This window comes from Formosa sp. F44 (genome assembly GCF_056238645.1).
In genome coordinates, this window is the sequence record NZ_JBWDLJ010000001.1 from 873,685 (window position 1) to 891,214 (window position 17,530).

General features: G+C 33.4%; 12 protein-coding genes. 8 read left to right on the forward strand and 4 right to left on the reverse strand.

What is annotated here, in order from left to right; all coding sequences use genetic code 11:
* Window positions 1–117 precede the first annotated feature (117 nt).
* Window positions 118–2,592 carry an nSTAND3 domain-containing NTPase gene (locus AC0UBM_RS03680; RefSeq protein WP_475687690.1) on the forward strand — a complete coding sequence of 825 codons (2,475 nt, stop codon included), beginning with the start codon at window positions 118–120 and terminating at the stop codon, window positions 2,590–2,592.
* Between the two features lie 425 nt (window positions 2,593–3,017).
* Here AC0UBM_RS03680 and AC0UBM_RS03685 read toward each other — a convergent pair whose 3' ends face one another.
* Entirely contained in the window at window positions 3,018–4,022 is a 1,005-nt protein-coding gene (locus AC0UBM_RS03685) for a sugar kinase (RefSeq protein ID WP_475687691.1), read from the reverse strand.
* 156 nt (window positions 4,023–4,178) lie between these two features.
* On the opposite strand from AC0UBM_RS03685, the gene AC0UBM_RS03690 reads away from it, so the two are divergent.
* From AC0UBM_RS03690 to AC0UBM_RS03715, 6 genes are all read left to right on the forward strand, one after another.
* Window positions 4,179–4,757 carry a TetR/AcrR family transcriptional regulator gene (locus AC0UBM_RS03690; protein ID WP_414034477.1) on the forward strand — a complete coding sequence of 193 codons (579 nt, stop codon included), beginning with the start codon at window positions 4,179–4,181 and terminating at the stop codon, window positions 4,755–4,757.
* A gap of 28 nt (window positions 4,758–4,785) precedes the next feature.
* On the forward strand, window positions 4,786–5,418 hold the full coding sequence (locus tag AC0UBM_RS03695; RefSeq protein WP_414034476.1) for an NAD(P)H-dependent oxidoreductase: 633 nt from the start codon (window positions 4,786–4,788) through the stop codon (window positions 5,416–5,418).
* Window positions 5,419–5,429: 11 nt separating this feature from the next.
* The gene (locus tag AC0UBM_RS03700) at window positions 5,430–6,428 is read left to right on the forward strand and encodes an NADP-dependent oxidoreductase (protein ID WP_434036001.1); all 999 of its coding nucleotides are present in this window, start codon (window positions 5,430–5,432) and stop codon (window positions 6,426–6,428) included.
* 126 nt (window positions 6,429–6,554) lie between these two features.
* Window positions 6,555–7,205 (forward strand): peroxiredoxin-like family protein, encoded by a 651-nt coding sequence (locus AC0UBM_RS03705; protein WP_475687692.1) that lies wholly within the window; start codon window positions 6,555–6,557, stop codon window positions 7,203–7,205.
* An 82-nt stretch (window positions 7,206–7,287) separates the two neighbouring features.
* Entirely contained in the window at window positions 7,288–8,448 is a 1,161-nt protein-coding gene (locus tag AC0UBM_RS03710; protein WP_475687902.1) for an iron-containing alcohol dehydrogenase, read from the forward strand.
* Between the two features lie 42 nt (window positions 8,449–8,490).
* Window positions 8,491–9,183, forward strand: a complete 693-nt coding sequence (locus AC0UBM_RS03715; RefSeq protein WP_414034473.1) for a type 1 glutamine amidotransferase domain-containing protein — start codon at window positions 8,491–8,493, stop codon at window positions 9,181–9,183.
* A 541-nt stretch (window positions 9,184–9,724) separates the two neighbouring features.
* On the opposite strand, the gene AC0UBM_RS03720 is transcribed toward AC0UBM_RS03715, so the two are convergent.
* A complete protein-coding gene (locus AC0UBM_RS03720) occupies window positions 9,725–10,843 on the reverse strand; it encodes a DEAD/DEAH box helicase (RefSeq protein ID WP_475687693.1) in 1,119 nt (372 codons plus the stop codon).
* 111 nt (window positions 10,844–10,954) lie between these two features.
* On the opposite strand from AC0UBM_RS03720, the gene rlmF reads away from it, so the two are divergent.
* A complete protein-coding gene (gene rlmF, locus AC0UBM_RS03725) occupies window positions 10,955–11,830 on the forward strand; it encodes a 23S rRNA (adenine(1618)-N(6))-methyltransferase RlmF (protein ID WP_475687694.1) in 876 nt (291 codons plus the stop codon).
* Between the two features lie 727 nt (window positions 11,831–12,557).
* Here the strand turns inward: rlmF and AC0UBM_RS03730 are convergent.
* Both AC0UBM_RS03730 and AC0UBM_RS03735 read right to left on the reverse strand, forming a co-directional pair.
* Complete coding sequence (locus AC0UBM_RS03730) at window positions 12,558–14,111, reverse strand: DEAD/DEAH box helicase (RefSeq protein ID WP_414034470.1); 1,554 nt, start codon at window positions 14,109–14,111, stop codon at window positions 12,558–12,560.
* 200 nt (window positions 14,112–14,311) lie between these two features.
* Entirely contained in the window at window positions 14,312–17,461 is a 3,150-nt protein-coding gene (locus AC0UBM_RS03735; protein ID WP_475687695.1) for a cytochrome c biogenesis protein, read from the reverse strand.
* Window positions 17,462–17,530: the final 69 nt, after the last annotated feature.

Below are 17,530 nucleotides of genomic sequence, written 5' to 3' on the forward strand. Positions count from 1 at the left end.
GGGAAGTAGAATGCTTGTAAAATGAATATAAATTTGATTAATATTTGAATTTTTACGATTCTCTTCAAATAAATTATATCATTTTTACTATATTTAAAAATCTCCATATTTGTAAATATGTCCAATTATGATTTTTCAACATTAAGCCCATTAGATTTTGAGGAATTGGCTTGTGATCTTGTTAATGCTAATTATAAGAATAGTAATTTAGGAGGATCTTTTAGGACTTTTAGGCCTGGAAAAGATCAAGGGATAGATTTATTATTGTCGACATCTTCCAACAACTTAGAGGTCGTTGGTCAAGTTAAACATTATGTAAAATCGACTTTCTCAAAATTAATATCTGATTTAAAAAACAAAGAAAAAGATAAAGTATTTAAATTAAATCCTAATCGATATATTGTTGTTACTTCTCAAGAATTAAGTCCAGATAATAAACTTGAAATCAAAAAAGTTTTTTCTCCATATATCGAATCAATATCAGATATCTTCGGGTGCTCAGATTTAAATCTATTACTAAGAGAAAATAAAAAAATAGAAGAAAATCATTATAAATTATGGTTTTCTAGTTCTATTGTATTAAAAAAGATATTTAATTATAAATTTGAGGGGAGACAAAAAGAATTTACAGATAAGGTTCTAAAAAGAAGATTTCGATTATTTGTAGAAACTACAAGTTTTCGTAGAGCAAAGTACGTTTTAAATAAGAACAAGTTTATTATCATAACAGGTGATCCTGGCGTTGGTAAAAGTACTCTTTCCGATATGATTATTTATGATTATATCAAAGATGATTACCAACTCAATATTATTTATGATGATATAAAAGAAATTGAAGTTAATTTATTAGATGATGATTCAAAGCAAGTATTTTATTTTGATGATTTTTTAGGACATACTCAAGCTGAAATTCAAAAATCAAAATCTGCTGAAAATGCTTTAATACGAATCATTAGTAGAATTGAGAATTTGGATAATAAATTCTTAATTTTAAATACTAGAATATTTATATTAACCTCGTTTTTAGATGAGTCAGAAAGATTTAGGAATTTTAACCCTTTACGATCAGAAGCAAAAATTGAGTTGAAGTCATATTCTTATGGTGTTAAAAGAAGAATGCTTCATAATCATATCTTAGAATCTAATCTTAATTTTGAACAAAATGATGTAATACAAAAATTGGCTTCTAAAATATGTAAACATGATAACTTTACTCCTAGAATTATTGAATTTTTTACAGGAGAAAGAATCCAGGGTTTAAATGCAAAGGAATATGAACTGTTCATTTTAAGCAATTTAGAAAATCCGAAAGAAATATGGAGTCATGCTTACTCATTTCAAATAAATATTTATGAACGTTTTTTATTAAATACCCTTTATTCTCTTAAAAGTGAAGTAACACAAGAGGATTTAGAAAAAGCATATAATAGTAGATTAAATTATGAAGTAAAATACAGTAATTATACCAAACCTCTAAATTCATTTAAAGATAGTTTACGAAGATTGAATAATGGATTTATCGTTATAAATGAACGATATGTTTTTAATAATTTTGAGGTTGAAGAAAAATTAACCGTAGTTGGTTTCATAAATCCATCTATCGAAGATTTTCTTAAATATTATATTACTAAAGATCAACAAGAAATAGAAAGAATATTATTAGGTTCAAAATTCATAAGCCAGTGGTATTTTTTCTACGAACCATTTGTTTCTATTAAAACAGATATTAGTGAAATTTTAGTAAAGCATTTTACTAAAAAAAGTAATAAGCTTGCCTTAGAATATAATAGTCTTAATAACCTTTATTTAATATCTATTTTTGATTACTATTTTAATGGCATTAATAAAACTGAATCTACAATAGTTTCTTTAATGAAGATTAAAAAATGGCCGTTTTTAGAGGGTAATCATAATACTAATTTCTATTCAAAAAAATTTTTATATAATGTAAAAAGTAATTCAGATTTTAATAACGTCATAACTAGTTTTTCTCCCGATTTTTTCTTTTATACATTAATGAATGAAGAAACATTAGTTGAATTCCTAGATGTTTTGCAATTATTTACAATACATTTTAAAATTAACTTGAAGAGTAAAATTTCCGAATATAAAATTACATTATTTAATTATGTAAAGAAGTTATTCAAACAAGAAGTGGATGACCAGTATAATTTCCTAAATACAATAAATACTGAACAAGACTATCATTTAGATATTTTTAATAAACTAGAACAGTATAGAAAAATTATCCAATGCGAAATTAACGATTCATTTGTAATTAGTACGGATATTTTTAAATCGGAAATGTGGAACAATAAAGCAACTTTAAATTTAACTGAAATCATTAATTTTAATTATAATAGAAATTCAATTGATTATAATTCTAACGAGAATCAAATATTTCCTACATATGAGATAGTTGAAAACTCAGATGAATATTTTAACGATTATAAGTATGACAATTTGAATATATCTTTAGATGAAATAATTTTTAATGAATTCCTACAAATAAACAATAAAAGAAAGTTGTTTAATGTTGATGAATATGATGATTTTTTTGATGACAAGGATATAGATGAACTTCCTTTTTAATATTATAAACTCAAATATTTGATTGCCATTATAATTTGTGCTGTTAAGCAAATCATTTTATGCTTATGACTGAGCTCGAACATTAATAGAACAAACTGGGCTTTGACTGTCTAATATATCATCTACTACAAGTATTACAATCCACCAGAATCACATAAAACAAAATTCCCCGTACATTTTACCAAATACGCGATTTATACGCAAGTACAAACTATCGCGTTGTAATCGTTTAACTAACTTCTAGAAAAAGAACCCACAATTCACTTGTACATAATCGCTATCGCTATAAAACACTTAGATGTCGTTATATCTGCAATGATGTCAAAAATCGCGAAATAGCGCTATTTCGTTAATTGTTATAATGTGTTCTATAATTTATATTATGTAAAATAGAAAATTAAGAGTACGCTCGTACCCTTTTTGTTTTAGCGATTAACACGGCCGCCAGTATTTCCAGATAATAAATGTTCTACATCTTTTACTGTGGCATAATTGATATCGCCAGGAAATGTATGTTTTAATGCACAGGCTGCGCTGGCAAATTCCATAGCTTTATAATCGTCGAAGTTTAAAAGTCCGTAAATTAATCCTGCAGCAAATGCATCGCCAGTTCCAATACGGTCTACAATATGCGTGATTTCTATGGCGTCTGTTTCTTTAAATTCTATTCCGTTCCACATACGGCCTTTAATTTTCTGCCATGATGCGTTTATAGAGATCCGAATCTTATCGAATACCTTTTCAATATTTGGATACTTTTCTATAAGCTCTTTACTGGCTGTAATAAAATCTTCGTTATCGTAACCATAATTGGTTCCTAGAATCCCGTTAATTTCGTCTATACCGCCATTAAAAATATTGACATATTGCATTAAATCCTGAATGGCGTCTTGGGCATTTACACCATATTTCCATAAGCCACTGCGGTATGTCGGATCTGAAGACACAGTGATCCCCTTTGCTTTCGCCGCGATTAATCCCGCTTTTAAAGTATCGTACGCCCCTTGCGATAATCCGGGTGTAATGCCCGTCCAATGAAACCAATTGCATTTGTTTAAAGCTTTTTCCCAATTTACCATATCTGGAGTCACTCCTGAAAAAGCCGAATTGGAACGGTTATAGGCAATGGTACTCGGACGCATAACAGCGCCAACTTCTAGAAAATACATCCCCATTGGGCGGTGTGTTCTATAAATATCGCGGGTATCTACGTTGTATTGTCTTAAATATCCTATAGCGGTTTCCCCTATAAAATCGTCTGAAATACAAGATATATGCTTCACCTTATTTCCGAAGTTCGCTAAAGAAATCCCCACATTTATCTCGGTACCACCAAAGTAATATTCTAATAAATTGGTCTGTTTCATTTTTTTATTTCCTAATGGAGATAGGCGCATTAAGACTTCGCCGAAGGTTACTATTTTATTCATGTGTGTGGTTTGTTATGTTTTTATCTATAAATATATAGTATTGTTTAAATATTAAAAAGGTTACTACAGAGAATTACGTTAAACTCATCTTAAATAAGCACCTAAAAAATGAATGTTTATTCTTTTTTTATACCTTTGTACTCTAAATTAAAATATATGCCAGTTTTAAAAAAGAGTGAAATTAAACGTGCGGCCCTCGTAGAAGCCACCATTTCGTTGGTGAACAATCAGGGGTTCCATGCTGCTCCTATGGCTAAAATTGCTAAAATGGCGAGCGTGTCGCCTGCTACGATTTACTTGTATTTTGAAAATAAACAAGACTTAATCAACCAGGTATATAAAGAAGTAAAATCTGAATATATGCAGTTCGCTTTTGCCACGTATAAAACAGAATTGTCTGTAGAATCTGGATTTGAAGTGGTTTGGAGACGTATGGCAACATACAAATTAAATGATATTGAAAAAGGGTTTTTCTTATCGCAGTGTGAAAACACACCTATGATAGATGAAGCCAGCAGACAAGAAGGTGTGGCTAACCTAAAGCCCCTACTCGACCTGTGGGATCGCGGTATTAAAGCGGATATTATTAAGCCATTCTCGCATCATTTACTGTATGCGTACAGTATTTATCCGTTAGCCTTTATATTAAATGCACACAAACGGGGCGATTTTAAAATAACTAAAAAACATTTAGACGATGCCTACCAAGCGGCTTGGGCAAGTATAAAAAAATAAATAATTATAACATCACAAATTTACAACTATGGAATTATTAGATAAATTAAACTGGAGATATGCTACCAAAGCAATGAATGGAAACGTCGTGCCAAAAGATAAAATGGATCGCATTTTAGAAGCCGCACGTTTAGCTCCGACATCTAGTGGTTTACAACCTTTTGAAATTTTTGTAGTCACCAATAAAGAATTAAAAGAACAAATTAAGCCTGTAGCTTGGAACCAATCTGTTATTACCGATTGTTCTCATTTACTAGTTTTTGCAGCGTGGGATACCTATACTGCACAACGTATTAATGAAGTGTTCGACTTAACTAATGAAATTCGTGGGTACGAAAACGAAGGTTTCGAAAACTACAGACAAATGTTATTAAGTACCTACCCACAAAAAGATGCCGAAGAGAATTTTATACATGCTGCAAAACAAGCGTATATCGCTTTTGGTATGGCCATTGCACAAGCTGCTTTTGAAGGTGTAGATGCTACGCCAATGGAAGGATTTGATCCAGACGCGGTAGATAAAATATTAGGATTAAGAGAAAAAGGGTTACGCAGTGCCATTTTATTACCAATTGGTTACAGAGACGAACCTAGCGACTGGTTAGCAAACCAAGTTAAAGTAAGAAAAAGTACAGAAGATTTAATAACCACATTAGACTAAATATAAAAATTATGAATCAGACTATATTATTAAAAAATAGACCACAAGGAACACCTCAATTATCAGATTTTGAGTTCCAAAAAGAAGACAAAGATTTACAAATATCTGAAGGAGAAATCCTTTTAGAGACTAAATACATCTCTGTAGACCCGTATTTAAGAGGTCGAATGAGTGATGCTAAATCGTATGTACCACCATTTAATTTAAATGAACCGATTTCTTCTGGTGTTGTAGCGCAAGTTAAGGCTTCTAAAAACGACAAATTTAAGGAAGGCGATTACGTTTCAGGATCTTTAGAGTGGAAAACAGAACAAGTTTCTAATGGTGAAGGACTTACAAAAGTAAGTGAAGAACAAGCACCACTTAGTGCATATTTAGGAGTGCTAGGAATGACTGGATTAACAGCATTTTTAGGATTACATGAAATAGGAAAACCTAAAGCAGGAGAAACTTTATTAGTGTCTGGTGCGGCAGGTGCTGTTGGAAGTGTTGTAGGACAAATAGGAAAGATTTTAGGTCTTCGTGTTGTCGGTATCGCTGGAACAGATGAAAAAGTAGAATTATTGAAAACAGATTTCGGTTTTGACGATGTTATTAACTACAAAACTACCGAAGATATGACGCAAGCCATTAAAACAGCATGTCCTGATGGTGTAGATGTGTACTTTGACAATGTTGGTGGATCGATTTCGGACAGTGCATTGTTTAGTATTAATCGTTTTGCGCGACTAATTATTTGTGGTGCGATTTCGGTATATAACAGTACAGAACTTCCTACAGGAGTAAGTGTACAACCATTTTTAGTAAAAAACAGTGCATTAATGCAAGGTTTTATTGTCTCTAATTACGCAGATAAATTCCCTGAAGCTATTAAGCAACTTTCGGAATGGGTAAGTAAAGGCGAATTGAAATATAAAGAAACTATAGTGGAAGGGTTTGAAAATACTCCACAAGCATTCATTGATTTATTCAGCGGAAAGAATAAAGGTAAAATGATTGTTAAAGCTTAATTATTGAAAAAATAATTGTGTGTTAATTATGGTCCACCTGAACTTGGTTTGGTGTTTTAAGGAGTTAAAATACAGAACCAAGTTTGGCAAGATCATCTATAAGTTGTAGCAAAATAAATCAATATAATGGAAAACTTAAAAGAACAAACGGACGCTAAAATAGCAGAAGGACGATTAAAAAATCCTGAATTCATGAAAGGCGTCGATGCTGCAATTGAAGAAGCTAAAGCTTTCGAACAAGGTGAAAATGCAATAAAAGTTGGAGAAACAGCACCAAAATTTAAATTACCTAACGCTAGAGGAAAATCTGTTTCGTTAGATAACTTATTAGAAAATGGTCCTGTGGTAGTTACCTTTTATCGTGGTGATTGGTGCCCGTATTGCAACTTACAAATAAGAGCATTACAGGAAATTTTAGGCGACATTCGTAAGTTGGGTGCAAACTTAGTTGCTATCAGTCCGCAAGTACCAGACGGAAGTTTATCTGATGAAGAGATTAGCACTATGCATTATGGCGTGTTATCCGATCAGGATGCAAAAGTTGCTTTTCAATATGGAGTGGCTTGGGAAGTCCCTGAGTTTTTAGCTGAACACATGCGTGAAGATCGTGGCTTAGATTTAGAAAAAATTAATAAGGGTAATGCTACGATGTTACCTATTCCTGCAACGTTTGTTTTAAATCGTGAAGGTGTGGTAAAATGGAGTTATGTAGATGTAGATTATAGAACACGTGCAGAACCAAGTGATATTCTTAAAGCGTTAGAGAATTTATTTTAACGTGAGTTGCTATTATACTCCTCACAAGACTAGTTGTAGTAAAAAAAGTAAATAGGATTAAAAACATATAAAATTAAGGATGATGAAAAATTTTGAATTTAAGAATCCAACAAAAATAATTTTCGGAAAAGATACAATTGCTAAATTAACCGAAGAAATTCCATCCGATGCCAAAGTATTAGTGCTTTATGGTGGCGGAAGTATTAAAAAGAATGGTATTTACGATCAGGTAAAAACCGCTTTAAAAGATGTTGAACATGTAGAGTTTGGTGGTATTCCTGCCAATCCAGAATATTCGGTATTATTGAAAGCCCTGGAGGTGATTAAAGAAGAAAACATTACCTATTTATTAGCTGTAGGTGGTGGTTCTGTTATTGACGGAACAAAGTTCTTATCTGCTGCTGCTTTATACGACGGTGAAAACCCTTGGGAGATTTTAACCGGAGGAAAACCAACATTAAAAGGTATGCCTTTTGGAACGGTATTAACTTTACCGGCTACAGGTTCTGAAATGAATTCTGGTGCTGTAATAACCAATAAAGAAACTAAAGAAAAATTAGCAATGGGTGGCGCTGGCTTATTTCCTGAGTTCTCTATTTTAGATCCACAAGTGATTACCTCTATTCCGCGTCGCCAATTGGTAAACGGAATTACCGATGCCTTTACTCACGTTTTAGAACAGTACATGACCTACCCTGCTGGTGCCTTACTTCAAGATCGTTTTGCCGAAGGTATTATGCAAACGCTTTTAGAAGTGGCTCCAAGTGTATTAAAAGATCCGTCTGATTATGATGCGACTTCTAACTTTATGTGGAGTTGTACAATGGCATTAAACGGATTGATTCAGAAAGGAGTGCCTACAGACTGGGCGGTTCATGCTATCGGACACGAATTAACAGCGCTTTACGGTATTGACCATGCGCGTACTTTAGCGATTATCGCTCCAAGTCATTACCAATATAATTTCGAAACTAAAAAAGAGAAATTAGCGCAATATGCAGAACGCATTTGGAATGTTACCGAAGGAACTTTAGAAGATAAAGCTTACGAAGCGATCGAAAAAACGGAAACGTTTTTCAATCAGATGGGGATTGAAACCAAATTATCTAAATACACAGAAGATTACGAAGGTACTGCCGAAACCATTTCACAACGTTTTACGGAACGTGGTTGGTTAGGTTTAGGAGAACATCAAAGCTTAAAACCGGAAGATGCAGAGAACATAGTACGCATGGCTTACTAAGTGGTATCTCTCGTTAATTATTAACTTTAAAAACCAAAGATTATGAACATATTATTTGTTTTAACATCACACGATACATTAGGAAATACAGGGAAAAAGACAGGCTTCTGGATTGAAGAATTTGCAAGTCCATATTACGCCTTATTAGATAATGGTGCTACCATTACTATCGCAACTCCTAAAGGCGGACAAGCGCCAATAGATCCAACAAGTGATACGGAAGATGCGCAAACACCTGCAACTATTCGGTTCAAAACAGATCTTGAGACACAAGATAAAATAAACAATACCGTGCCGTTATCTACCGTAAAAGCTAGCGATTTCGAAGCTGTATTTTATCCAGGAGGTCACGGACCACTTTGGGATTTAGCCAACGATGAAACATCGATTAAATTAATTGAAAGTTTTAACGCCGCTCAAAAACCTATCGGATTTGTATGTCATGCACCTGCCGCTTTAAAAAGTGTAAAAAATGCAGATGGAACACCTTTAGTACAAGGGAAAAAAGTAACAGGATTTTCAAACTCTGAAGAAGAAGCTGTACAATTAACAGACGTGGTGCCATTCTTAGTGGAAGATATGCTAAAAGAAAATGGCGGTATCTACTCTAAAGGCGACGATTGGGCTGTACATGTTTTACAAGATGGAAATTTAATTACCGGACAAAACCCAGCATCGTCTGAGTTGGTTGCCGAAACCCTTTTAAAAGTAATTAAGCCTTTAATAAACGATTAGTTTATCAGATTATATTGAATTTAAAAAGCCTCCAATCTATTATAGATTGGAGGCTTTTGTTTTTTGAATTTATGAAAATACAATAAGAATAATGTGTAGCTAGGGTGGTCGAGATGGATATGTCATAAAATTTGCATCAAAGGGTCATCGAGCGGAGTCGAGATGCAGTTTTTATGAAATTTGTATAGCTCTCGACTCCGCTCGAGCACCCTATAAAATTTGATTGTTAGAAGCACATTCGACTAATTTTAGAGACTAGCAGAATTAATATCTCAAGAAGAATAATTTTGTTACTTGTGAGATTCTAAAACAAGTTCAGTAATATTATTTTAAGTTCATACTTCATTACAAGGGTCATCGAGCGGAGTCGAGATGGAGTTTTATGGCTCTCGAGGCCGCTCGAGCACCCTTTAAAATTGCAATAAAAAAGCGTATTCCAATTAAATTGAATACGCTTTCTATTATACTTCATTAAAAAGGTCATCGAGCGGAGTCGAGATGTAGAGTTAAAAGCTCTCAACGCCATTGAATACTGTCAATATTAAATAGAAATCTCTTTAAACTTAATACCTAATTCTTTATTCATCTCGTGAATGCGTTTTAATTCACTCCCTAAAATTAAAGCAATAGACTGTCCCGTTTTTCCCGCACGTGCTGTTCGTCCGCTACGGTGTGTGTAATATTCTATATGCTCAGGAAGCTGATGGTGTAATACAAACGCCAAATCGTTTACATCTATTCCCCTAGCCGATACATCGGTAGAAATTAATACTTGTAAATTTCCTTTCTTAAAGGCACGCATTACTTTTTCGCGATCACGTTGTTGCATATCGCCTTCTAAAGCTTCAGCCGAAAAACCTTCCTCCTTTAAAAATTCGGTTAAGGCTTGCGTCCCCGCTTTTGTTCTACAAAAAATAATACCACGATCGTCTGGTCTGGCTTCTAGTAAACTTAAAATAACGTTTTGTTTCTGATCTATAGTGGTGGTAATATAAGTATGAGAAATGTTAGCGTTAACCAACTCATTCTTATTAATCACCACACGCACTGCCTTAGGCGACATATACTGATCTATAATTTGTTGTATTCCCGACGGGATAGTTGCTGAGAATAACCATGTATTTTTAGCCATTGGTGTATGGTCTAAAATTTTGGTTAGTGCATCTTTAAATCCCATGCTTAACATTTCGTCTGCTTCGTCTAAAACCACGGTATTTACTTTTCTAAGATCGATAACTTTACGATCTAATAAATCGTTTAAACGGCCAGGAGTAGCAACGATAACATGTGTGGTACGTTTTAAATTCTGAATCTGAATATCTATTTTTTCACCACCATAAACCCCTTCAACAAAGATTTTAGCTTCACTAAATTTCGTGAATTTAAATAACTGCTTCTTAATTTGTTGTACAAGTTCTCGTGTAGGTGCTAAAACTAAAGTCTGAACATGATTTAATTTTGGATCTATATTTTGAAGTAAAGGCAAACCAAAAGCGGCCGTTTTTCCAGTACCTGTTTGTGCTAATCCGATAAAATCTGTTTTCGATTTTAATAACACAGAGATTGCTTTCTCTTGAATTTCAGAAGGATGTTTAATCCCTAATTCTTTTAAAGCTTGTATAAATTCGGGTTCTACGCCTAAATGTTTAAATGATGCCATAATATAAATTTCAGATTGCAAAGGTATACTAATTTAAACTGCGTTCTAATACAAATTTCGATTTCTGATGTGTTGCTAATTTTTAGTTTATCTTTGCCACAAATTATATCTATGCACTCTAATAACAAGCATAAAAAATCATACGATTTTGATGCCTTAATTCAAGCGTATCCTAAATTAGGTTCGTTTGTAATTACTAGTCCGTTAACCAAACAAAAAACCATTCATTTCGAAAAAAGTGATGCGGTTTTTCATTTAAATAAAGCCATCTTAATTGCCGATTACGGATTAACAGATTGGAGAATACCTAAAGGTTATTTATGTCCGCCCATTCCTGGTCGTGCAGATTATATTCATTATATAAATGACTTATTACACGTCGAGAAACTAGCAGAACAAGTGAAAGGTCTTGATATTGGCGTGGGTGCGAATACCATCTACCCTATTTTGGGTGCACAAATTTACGACTGGAAAATGGTGGGTTGCGATACTAGTGCAAGTGCTGTTGAAAGTGCCAAACATAATGTGGGATTAACACCTGCCCTACTTAAAAAGATAGATATTCGTCTGCAAGCTAATCCTGCCAATATTTTTGAAGGTGTGATTAAAGCTGATGAAAAATTTACGTTTACTATGTGTAATCCGCCATTCTTCGGATCTGAAGAAGAAGCGACACGTGCAACGAAACAGAAACTTAAAAACCTTAAGAAATCCGGTCCAGCAGAATTGAATTTTGGCGGACAAGCACACGAATTATGGTGTAATGGTGGCGAAGCTTTATTTATTAAACGTATGATTAAGCAAAGTGTCGCGTTTAAAGATCAGGTGGGTTGGTTTACAACTTTAGTTTCTAAACAGGAAAACTTAAGTAAACTGAAAAAACAATTAGAAAAATTAAAAGCGACTTATAAAACCATTTCTATGGAGCAAGGAAACAAGAAAAGCAGAATTTTGGCTTGGACGTTTAAAACGGAATCTGAGTCTTAGGTAAAAAAATATTCGACTCCAATATCGTAAAAAAGCATAGCGTATTCATATAAAATTGAGTACGCTTTTTTTTGTTTTATACTTGAATATAAAGGTGATCGAGCGACGTTGAAATGTAGATTAAAAAGCTCTCGACTCCGCTCGAGCACCCTGTAAGTAAGTTATATACATTTTGATTATTATCATCACTTTGAATTTAGTTCAGAGTCTCTTAAATTGATTCTTTTAAGTAGAATTATGTTGCTACTTATGTGATGCTAAAATTAGGTCACTATGACATTTTTTGTACTTTATACTTAAATATAAATCTCTTCGAGCCGCGTCGAGATGTAGGTTAAAATGCTCTCGACTCCGCTCGAGCGCCCTGTAAGTGTATGATATTCAAATAAATTAGTATCGTTACTTTGAAGGTAGTTTAGGGAATGGCAAATTGAATACCTTAGGTAAAATTATGTTAGTATTTCTGAGATACTGAAACAAATTTAGTATAAGGTTTTTGTACTTTATACTTGAACATAAATCTCATCGAGCGGCGTCGAGATGTAGATTAAAAAGCTCTCGACGCCGCTCGAGCGCCTATTGTTACAAAAAGAAAAGCGTATTCAAATAAAATTGAATACGCTTATTGTTTTTTTATGTTTGACTATGAAGCGGTATCTACGGAAATCGAGATATTGTATAAAACGCTTTCGACTGCGCTCGAGCAACATAACGTTGCAAGAGAAGTCTATTCTTCTGGCGGGTATCCGTTAATTTCTTCATATAAATCATCGAAGTTCTCACGGATATGTGCTCTTAATTTTTTGCGGTAATCGTCGCGCAACCACTCTACAAAATTAAATGTACTCTTACTGATACATTTTGTATAACGCTGAATGCGATAGTCGATATCGTCTCCCAATTTCTTGGCAAGATCTAAGGCATCATAAACATCTTCACTGTTCTCGATACAGATATAAGAATGATGATGAATAGAACGTTCTAGTACCACTTTAGAAGATTCTCCTTTACGAATAGAATCGATATATGTCTTTTTAACATCGAAATACACAGAATTAGATTTCTTAAATTCAGCACGTAATTCGTCTGGCATTTCGTATCTAAAGTTCTCTTCTAGTTCGTCGTCACTCATAATTCCATCTAAATAGAAATTAGGAGATCTAAATATTTTCTGCCAATCTAAATCTGCTCCCCAAGGTCCGAAACGGTGGAAATTGTTACCTAAATCGATAACATTAAATTTAGACTTGTTTTTTAATATACGCGAACCACGACCAATCATCTGGTAGTATAACGTTAATGATTTTGTTGCACGATTCAAGATAATAGAATCTACAGTAGGCTCATCGAACCCTGTAGTTAAAATACTAACCGATGTTAGAATTGCATCTGGTGTTTCTTTAAACCACTTTAATATTTTCTTACGCTCACTTTTGGTGTTTGTATTATCCAAATGTGCTACATTATAACCTGCAGCTTTAAAGGTATCGTAAACGTGTAAAGACGTATTAATACCGTTGTTAAAGATTAGGGTCTTTTTATGTTTAGAGCGCTCTTCGTAAGCCTGAATTAACTTACCAAGCATGTCGCTATTAGTATATAAATCTTCCGAAGATTTTACGGTATAATCCCCGTTTGCACCCACTACTAATGAAGTTAATCCTACATTATAAGAATACACTTCGGCACGTGCTAAGAATTCATTTTCAATTAAAGATTGAATGGTTTCTCCAACGATTAGCTCGTTGTAGTTATCATTCATGGGTAATTTAATATTCGAACTTAAAGGCGTTGCTGTAACACCCAAGATGAAAGATTTATCGAAGAATTTGAATAATTTGGTGAAGGAGTTGTAATGCGCTTCATCAATAATAATTAAACCCACATCAGAGATATCTAACTTACCATCGTTTAATCGGTTATTCAACGTTTCAACCATGGCTACAAAACAACTGTAATCTGCTTGATCATCTAAGTTAGCTTTACTGTGAATAACCTTATTGGTAACACCAAATTCTGTTAACATCCCAGAGGTTTGTTTACATAATTCGATACGGTGCGTCATCACAAGCACTTTCTTATTATGATGCTTTAAATATTGCCTTACAATTTCAGAAAATATTACTGTTTTTCCACCTCCAGTTGGTAATTGATATAATAAATGGTAATCTTCTGGAGCTTCTTCAAAACATTGAAATATCTTGTTTATGGCTCCTTGCTGATAACTATATAAATCTTTTCCGGCGTTTCTCTCTGCTAAATCTGTAGCTGTAACTGACATTTATAATAGGTTTTAAAGGAATGCAAAAATAAGGCCTTTTCTAGGGTTTTTATGCATGATTCTCTAGAAATTATTGAAATCTCATATTTTTATAATTCTATTGACAAATAATTAAAAAAAAAATAAGAATCGTTAATCTTATTAAGCGATTAATTATCAATATGATAAGATGTATTAAATTATAAAGAAACCACTCTTTTCTATTTTTTTACTTTCCTACGATTTATGTCATATTTGTAATACGCTAAAGCACTTATAATACAAACAATGGCTACTAACACATACACAAATTTTGGAATTGGTACAGGATCTCCTGTTGCATAAGAGTGTAAACCTGACAGGTAATAATTAACTCCAAAAGACGTCATGATGATTGAGAAAAAAGCAAAGACACTTACCATGTTAAGTACATATCTGTTATTTAATTTAGGTACGAAATGTAAGTGTAACACGATAGCATAAATTATAATACTTATTAAAGCCCAAGTTTCTTTAGGGTCCCAAGCCCAATAGCGTCCCCAAGATTCGTTTGCCCAAACACCTCCTAAAAAAGTTCCTATGGATAATACAAACAAACCAATTGTCATCGATAATTCATTAATGTATGTTAGTTCTTTAATTCTAAGATCTATTTGTGCTTTATTCTTTTGAGTTTTAAAAATCATAAGTAACATGGCCATTAATCCTAACAAGGCCGATAACGCTAAAGGTGCGTAACTACTAATAATAGTTGCCACATGAATTTTTAACCAATACGATTTTAGTACTGGCATAAGGTTTGTAATTTCCGGACTTAACCAATCTAAATAACTTACAAATAGTAAGGTTCCAGCAAATAATGTGGACAATGGTAAAGCAAAGTCTGATTTTCTATAAAATATAATTCCAAATAACATGATGGACCATGCTACAAAAGTTATCATTTCGTAACCATTACTCCAAGGTGCATGCTGTGCAACATACCACCGTAAAATAAGGTTTCCAGTATGGATAATAAAGGCAATTAATGTAATGGCAACCAAGATGTTAAATATAATATTAATGCTCTTTTTGTTAGAAAAAATACGATACAAGGCGATTATTAACAACACAAAACCAAGGGTCCAATACGCCTGAAACAACCAGAAATAAGCATTTAGTTCGTTGTACCATAACTCTGCTTCTATATGCTGACTAGACGGCATAATATCTGCAGCCAAAACTTCTTGATACTTTTTTATATACGCCAAGTCATTTTCTGCAGGCACCCAGTCGCCACTCGATTTAGCGTTTTCAATATCTCTAAAGTAAATAGGTAATATCGCTTTTGCGAAATCGGCATCTTCTTGCGAGAAGTTCGAAAAATCGTGTGAATAACTATACCATGTTTTTGTTTCATCGTCTTTTAAAGGAAAGATTTTTAAATAATTCCCCGCAAAGACATTATATAAAATATTGAAACGCTCGTCTACTTTTAGCATTTCCTTATCGAATTCACTGCGTTCTGCGGGCTTTTTGGTATTGGCTTCTTCTACTGCTTTTTCAAGTAAATATTCACCATCATTTTTTATAAATTCTGCAAAGGCCACCAAATGATCTGAGCTTTGCTCTAAATTATTGTAAATCTCCCCTCCTTTTTCCGGATCAATTTTAATTAATGGAATTAACGACCAAACATCTGGATGAGAATGTAAAGCTAAAAAGGTCTGATTGGCATCTAAACGCACCGATTCAGATTTATAATAAGGTTTACGTGATATTTTTCTTAAAAATTCGGAAGCTAATGAGTTTATAGGTTTTATTCTTCCGTCTAAATCTTGAACCATTAAGCGGCCAAATAATGAAGCATGGTGTTTATCTATAATTTGAGTTTGTGCTAAACTATCAGCTTTTTTATCAACGTTATTGGCTTGAGCTGTATGCAATGTTAATAGCAAAAGTAATGCAGTAATTACTTTTTGTTGTTTTAGTTTTTTCAATTTCTTCTGAATTAAAGTAAAACGAGAGCCTTTTCCGAATAAGGTCCAAAGCATTCCTAAGCTCATAAAAAAGTATCCTATATAGGTCACAATTGTTCCTGCTCGGTCATGGTTAACGGCCAAAACAGTTCCTTTTTCGTCTGTATCGTAAGAGGCCTGGAAGAAACGATATCCACCATAATCCAATACATTATTCATAAATATTTTATAAGCGAAACTTTCATTTTTTTCCGGGTGCAATACTGTAATGTCACTGGAATATGAAGACGGACTTGTTGACCCTGGATAACGAATCAATTCAAAATCGTCTAATTTTATACTAAAAGGCGTAAGAATAGGTGTGGCTCCGTACGACAACGTGAGGTCTACACCATTAATCGTTTTGCTTTCGGAAATAGGTAAAAATCCATGACGATATAATAATTCAATTTCTTCGGTTTGTCCATCTACTGTGGCATTTAGCAACACAATATCATCAATATTATCTTTATTGTCTTTAGGTTTTTCTGAACCTGTTACCCAGCCCATCTTGGCACTTTCATGATGTTTCATAGGAACAACTGCCATGTCCCCCATGCGGTATAGCGTTTGCATCGTCATAGGGTGCCACGTATTGGCTTCTAAATTTCCAGCATTTTGTTCTGCCATTATAAAAAAGCTAATGTCGTGTGCTGCTTTAATTTCTAGTCCGTTTTGTCCCTCACGAATATTTAATCCTTGTGGGACTTCATTATTAAAGGTTAGTTCGTGGGCATGCATGCCTATTTTTGCAATCTCTCCAGATTTTATTAATCTATTTTCGCGACCTTCACCTTCAGATACTACAATTTCTAAAATATTATCTCCGCCAGTTTCTACAGCTTTTAAATCTAATCTAGCATCGGCAATAAATTCTTTAAACGAAATTTCTATGTCATGACCATTAAACGTTTCATCGAGTGAAAAGCTGTTGTCTTTTAACGGAGAAAAGTAAATCTCTTTTTTAGCATTTAGAGCTTTAATCGAATCTGTACTGGCATGCAGTTGAACAAAATTTCTATCGGATACAATCGTATTAGACGTTGCCCCTTCTCTTATTCTCATGATCCCTTCATAAGCTGTAAATCGCGTAATAGCAGCACCAATAACGATAACTACAAATGCAAGGTGAAACATTAATACTGGGATTTTTCCTTTGCGAAAGAGTTTATATTTAAAAATATTGGCAATAAAATTTAGCGTAAGAAGTAGCATAACCATTTCGAACCACCAAGCATTATAAATTAATGTTCTAGCGGTTTGCGTACTGAAATCGTTTTCTACAAAAGTTGCAGTTGCCATTGCGACTGCAAAAATGACTAATAATACTAAGGCTATTGCTGGGGAAAATAGGAATCGTAAAAATTTGTTCATCGTTTGTGTATATAATAAACCTCATGAAAATGTATAATCGTCATGAGGTTTACTAAAATTAATGGTTAA

Bases quoted from the DNA above. Each gene is read 5' to 3' on its own strand.
- AC0UBM_RS03720 (WP_475687693.1), bottom strand. From the start codon at position 10,843: ATGGCATCATTTAAACATTTAGGCGTAGAACCCGAATTTATACAAGCT.
- AC0UBM_RS03715 (WP_414034473.1), top strand. From the start codon at position 8,491: ATGAACATATTATTTGTTTTAACATCACACGATACATTAGGAAATACA.
- AC0UBM_RS03680 (WP_475687690.1), top strand. From the start codon at position 118: ATGTCCAATTATGATTTTTCAACATTAAGCCCATTAGATTTTGAGGAA.
- AC0UBM_RS03710 (WP_475687902.1), top strand. From the start codon at position 7,288: ATGAAAAATTTTGAATTTAAGAATCCAACAAAAATAATTTTCGGAAAA.
- AC0UBM_RS03685 (WP_475687691.1), bottom strand. From the start codon at position 4,022: ATGAATAAAATAGTAACCTTCGGCGAAGTCTTAATGCGCCTATCTCCA.
- AC0UBM_RS03700 (WP_434036001.1), top strand. From the start codon at position 5,430: ATGAATCAGACTATATTATTAAAAAATAGACCACAAGGAACACCTCAA.
- AC0UBM_RS03730 (WP_414034470.1), bottom strand. From the start codon at position 14,111: ATGTCAGTTACAGCTACAGATTTAGCAGAGAGAAACGCCGGAAAAGAT.
- AC0UBM_RS03695 (WP_414034476.1), top strand. From the start codon at position 4,786: ATGGAATTATTAGATAAATTAAACTGGAGATATGCTACCAAAGCAATG.
- rlmF (WP_475687694.1), top strand. From the start codon at position 10,955: ATGCACTCTAATAACAAGCATAAAAAATCATACGATTTTGATGCCTTA.
- AC0UBM_RS03705 (WP_475687692.1), top strand. From the start codon at position 6,555: ATGGAAAACTTAAAAGAACAAACGGACGCTAAAATAGCAGAAGGACGA.
- AC0UBM_RS03690 (WP_414034477.1), top strand. From the start codon at position 4,179: ATGCCAGTTTTAAAAAAGAGTGAAATTAAACGTGCGGCCCTCGTAGAA.
- AC0UBM_RS03735 (WP_475687695.1), bottom strand. From the start codon at position 17,461: ATGAACAAATTTTTACGATTCCTATTTTCCCCAGCAATAGCCTTAGTA.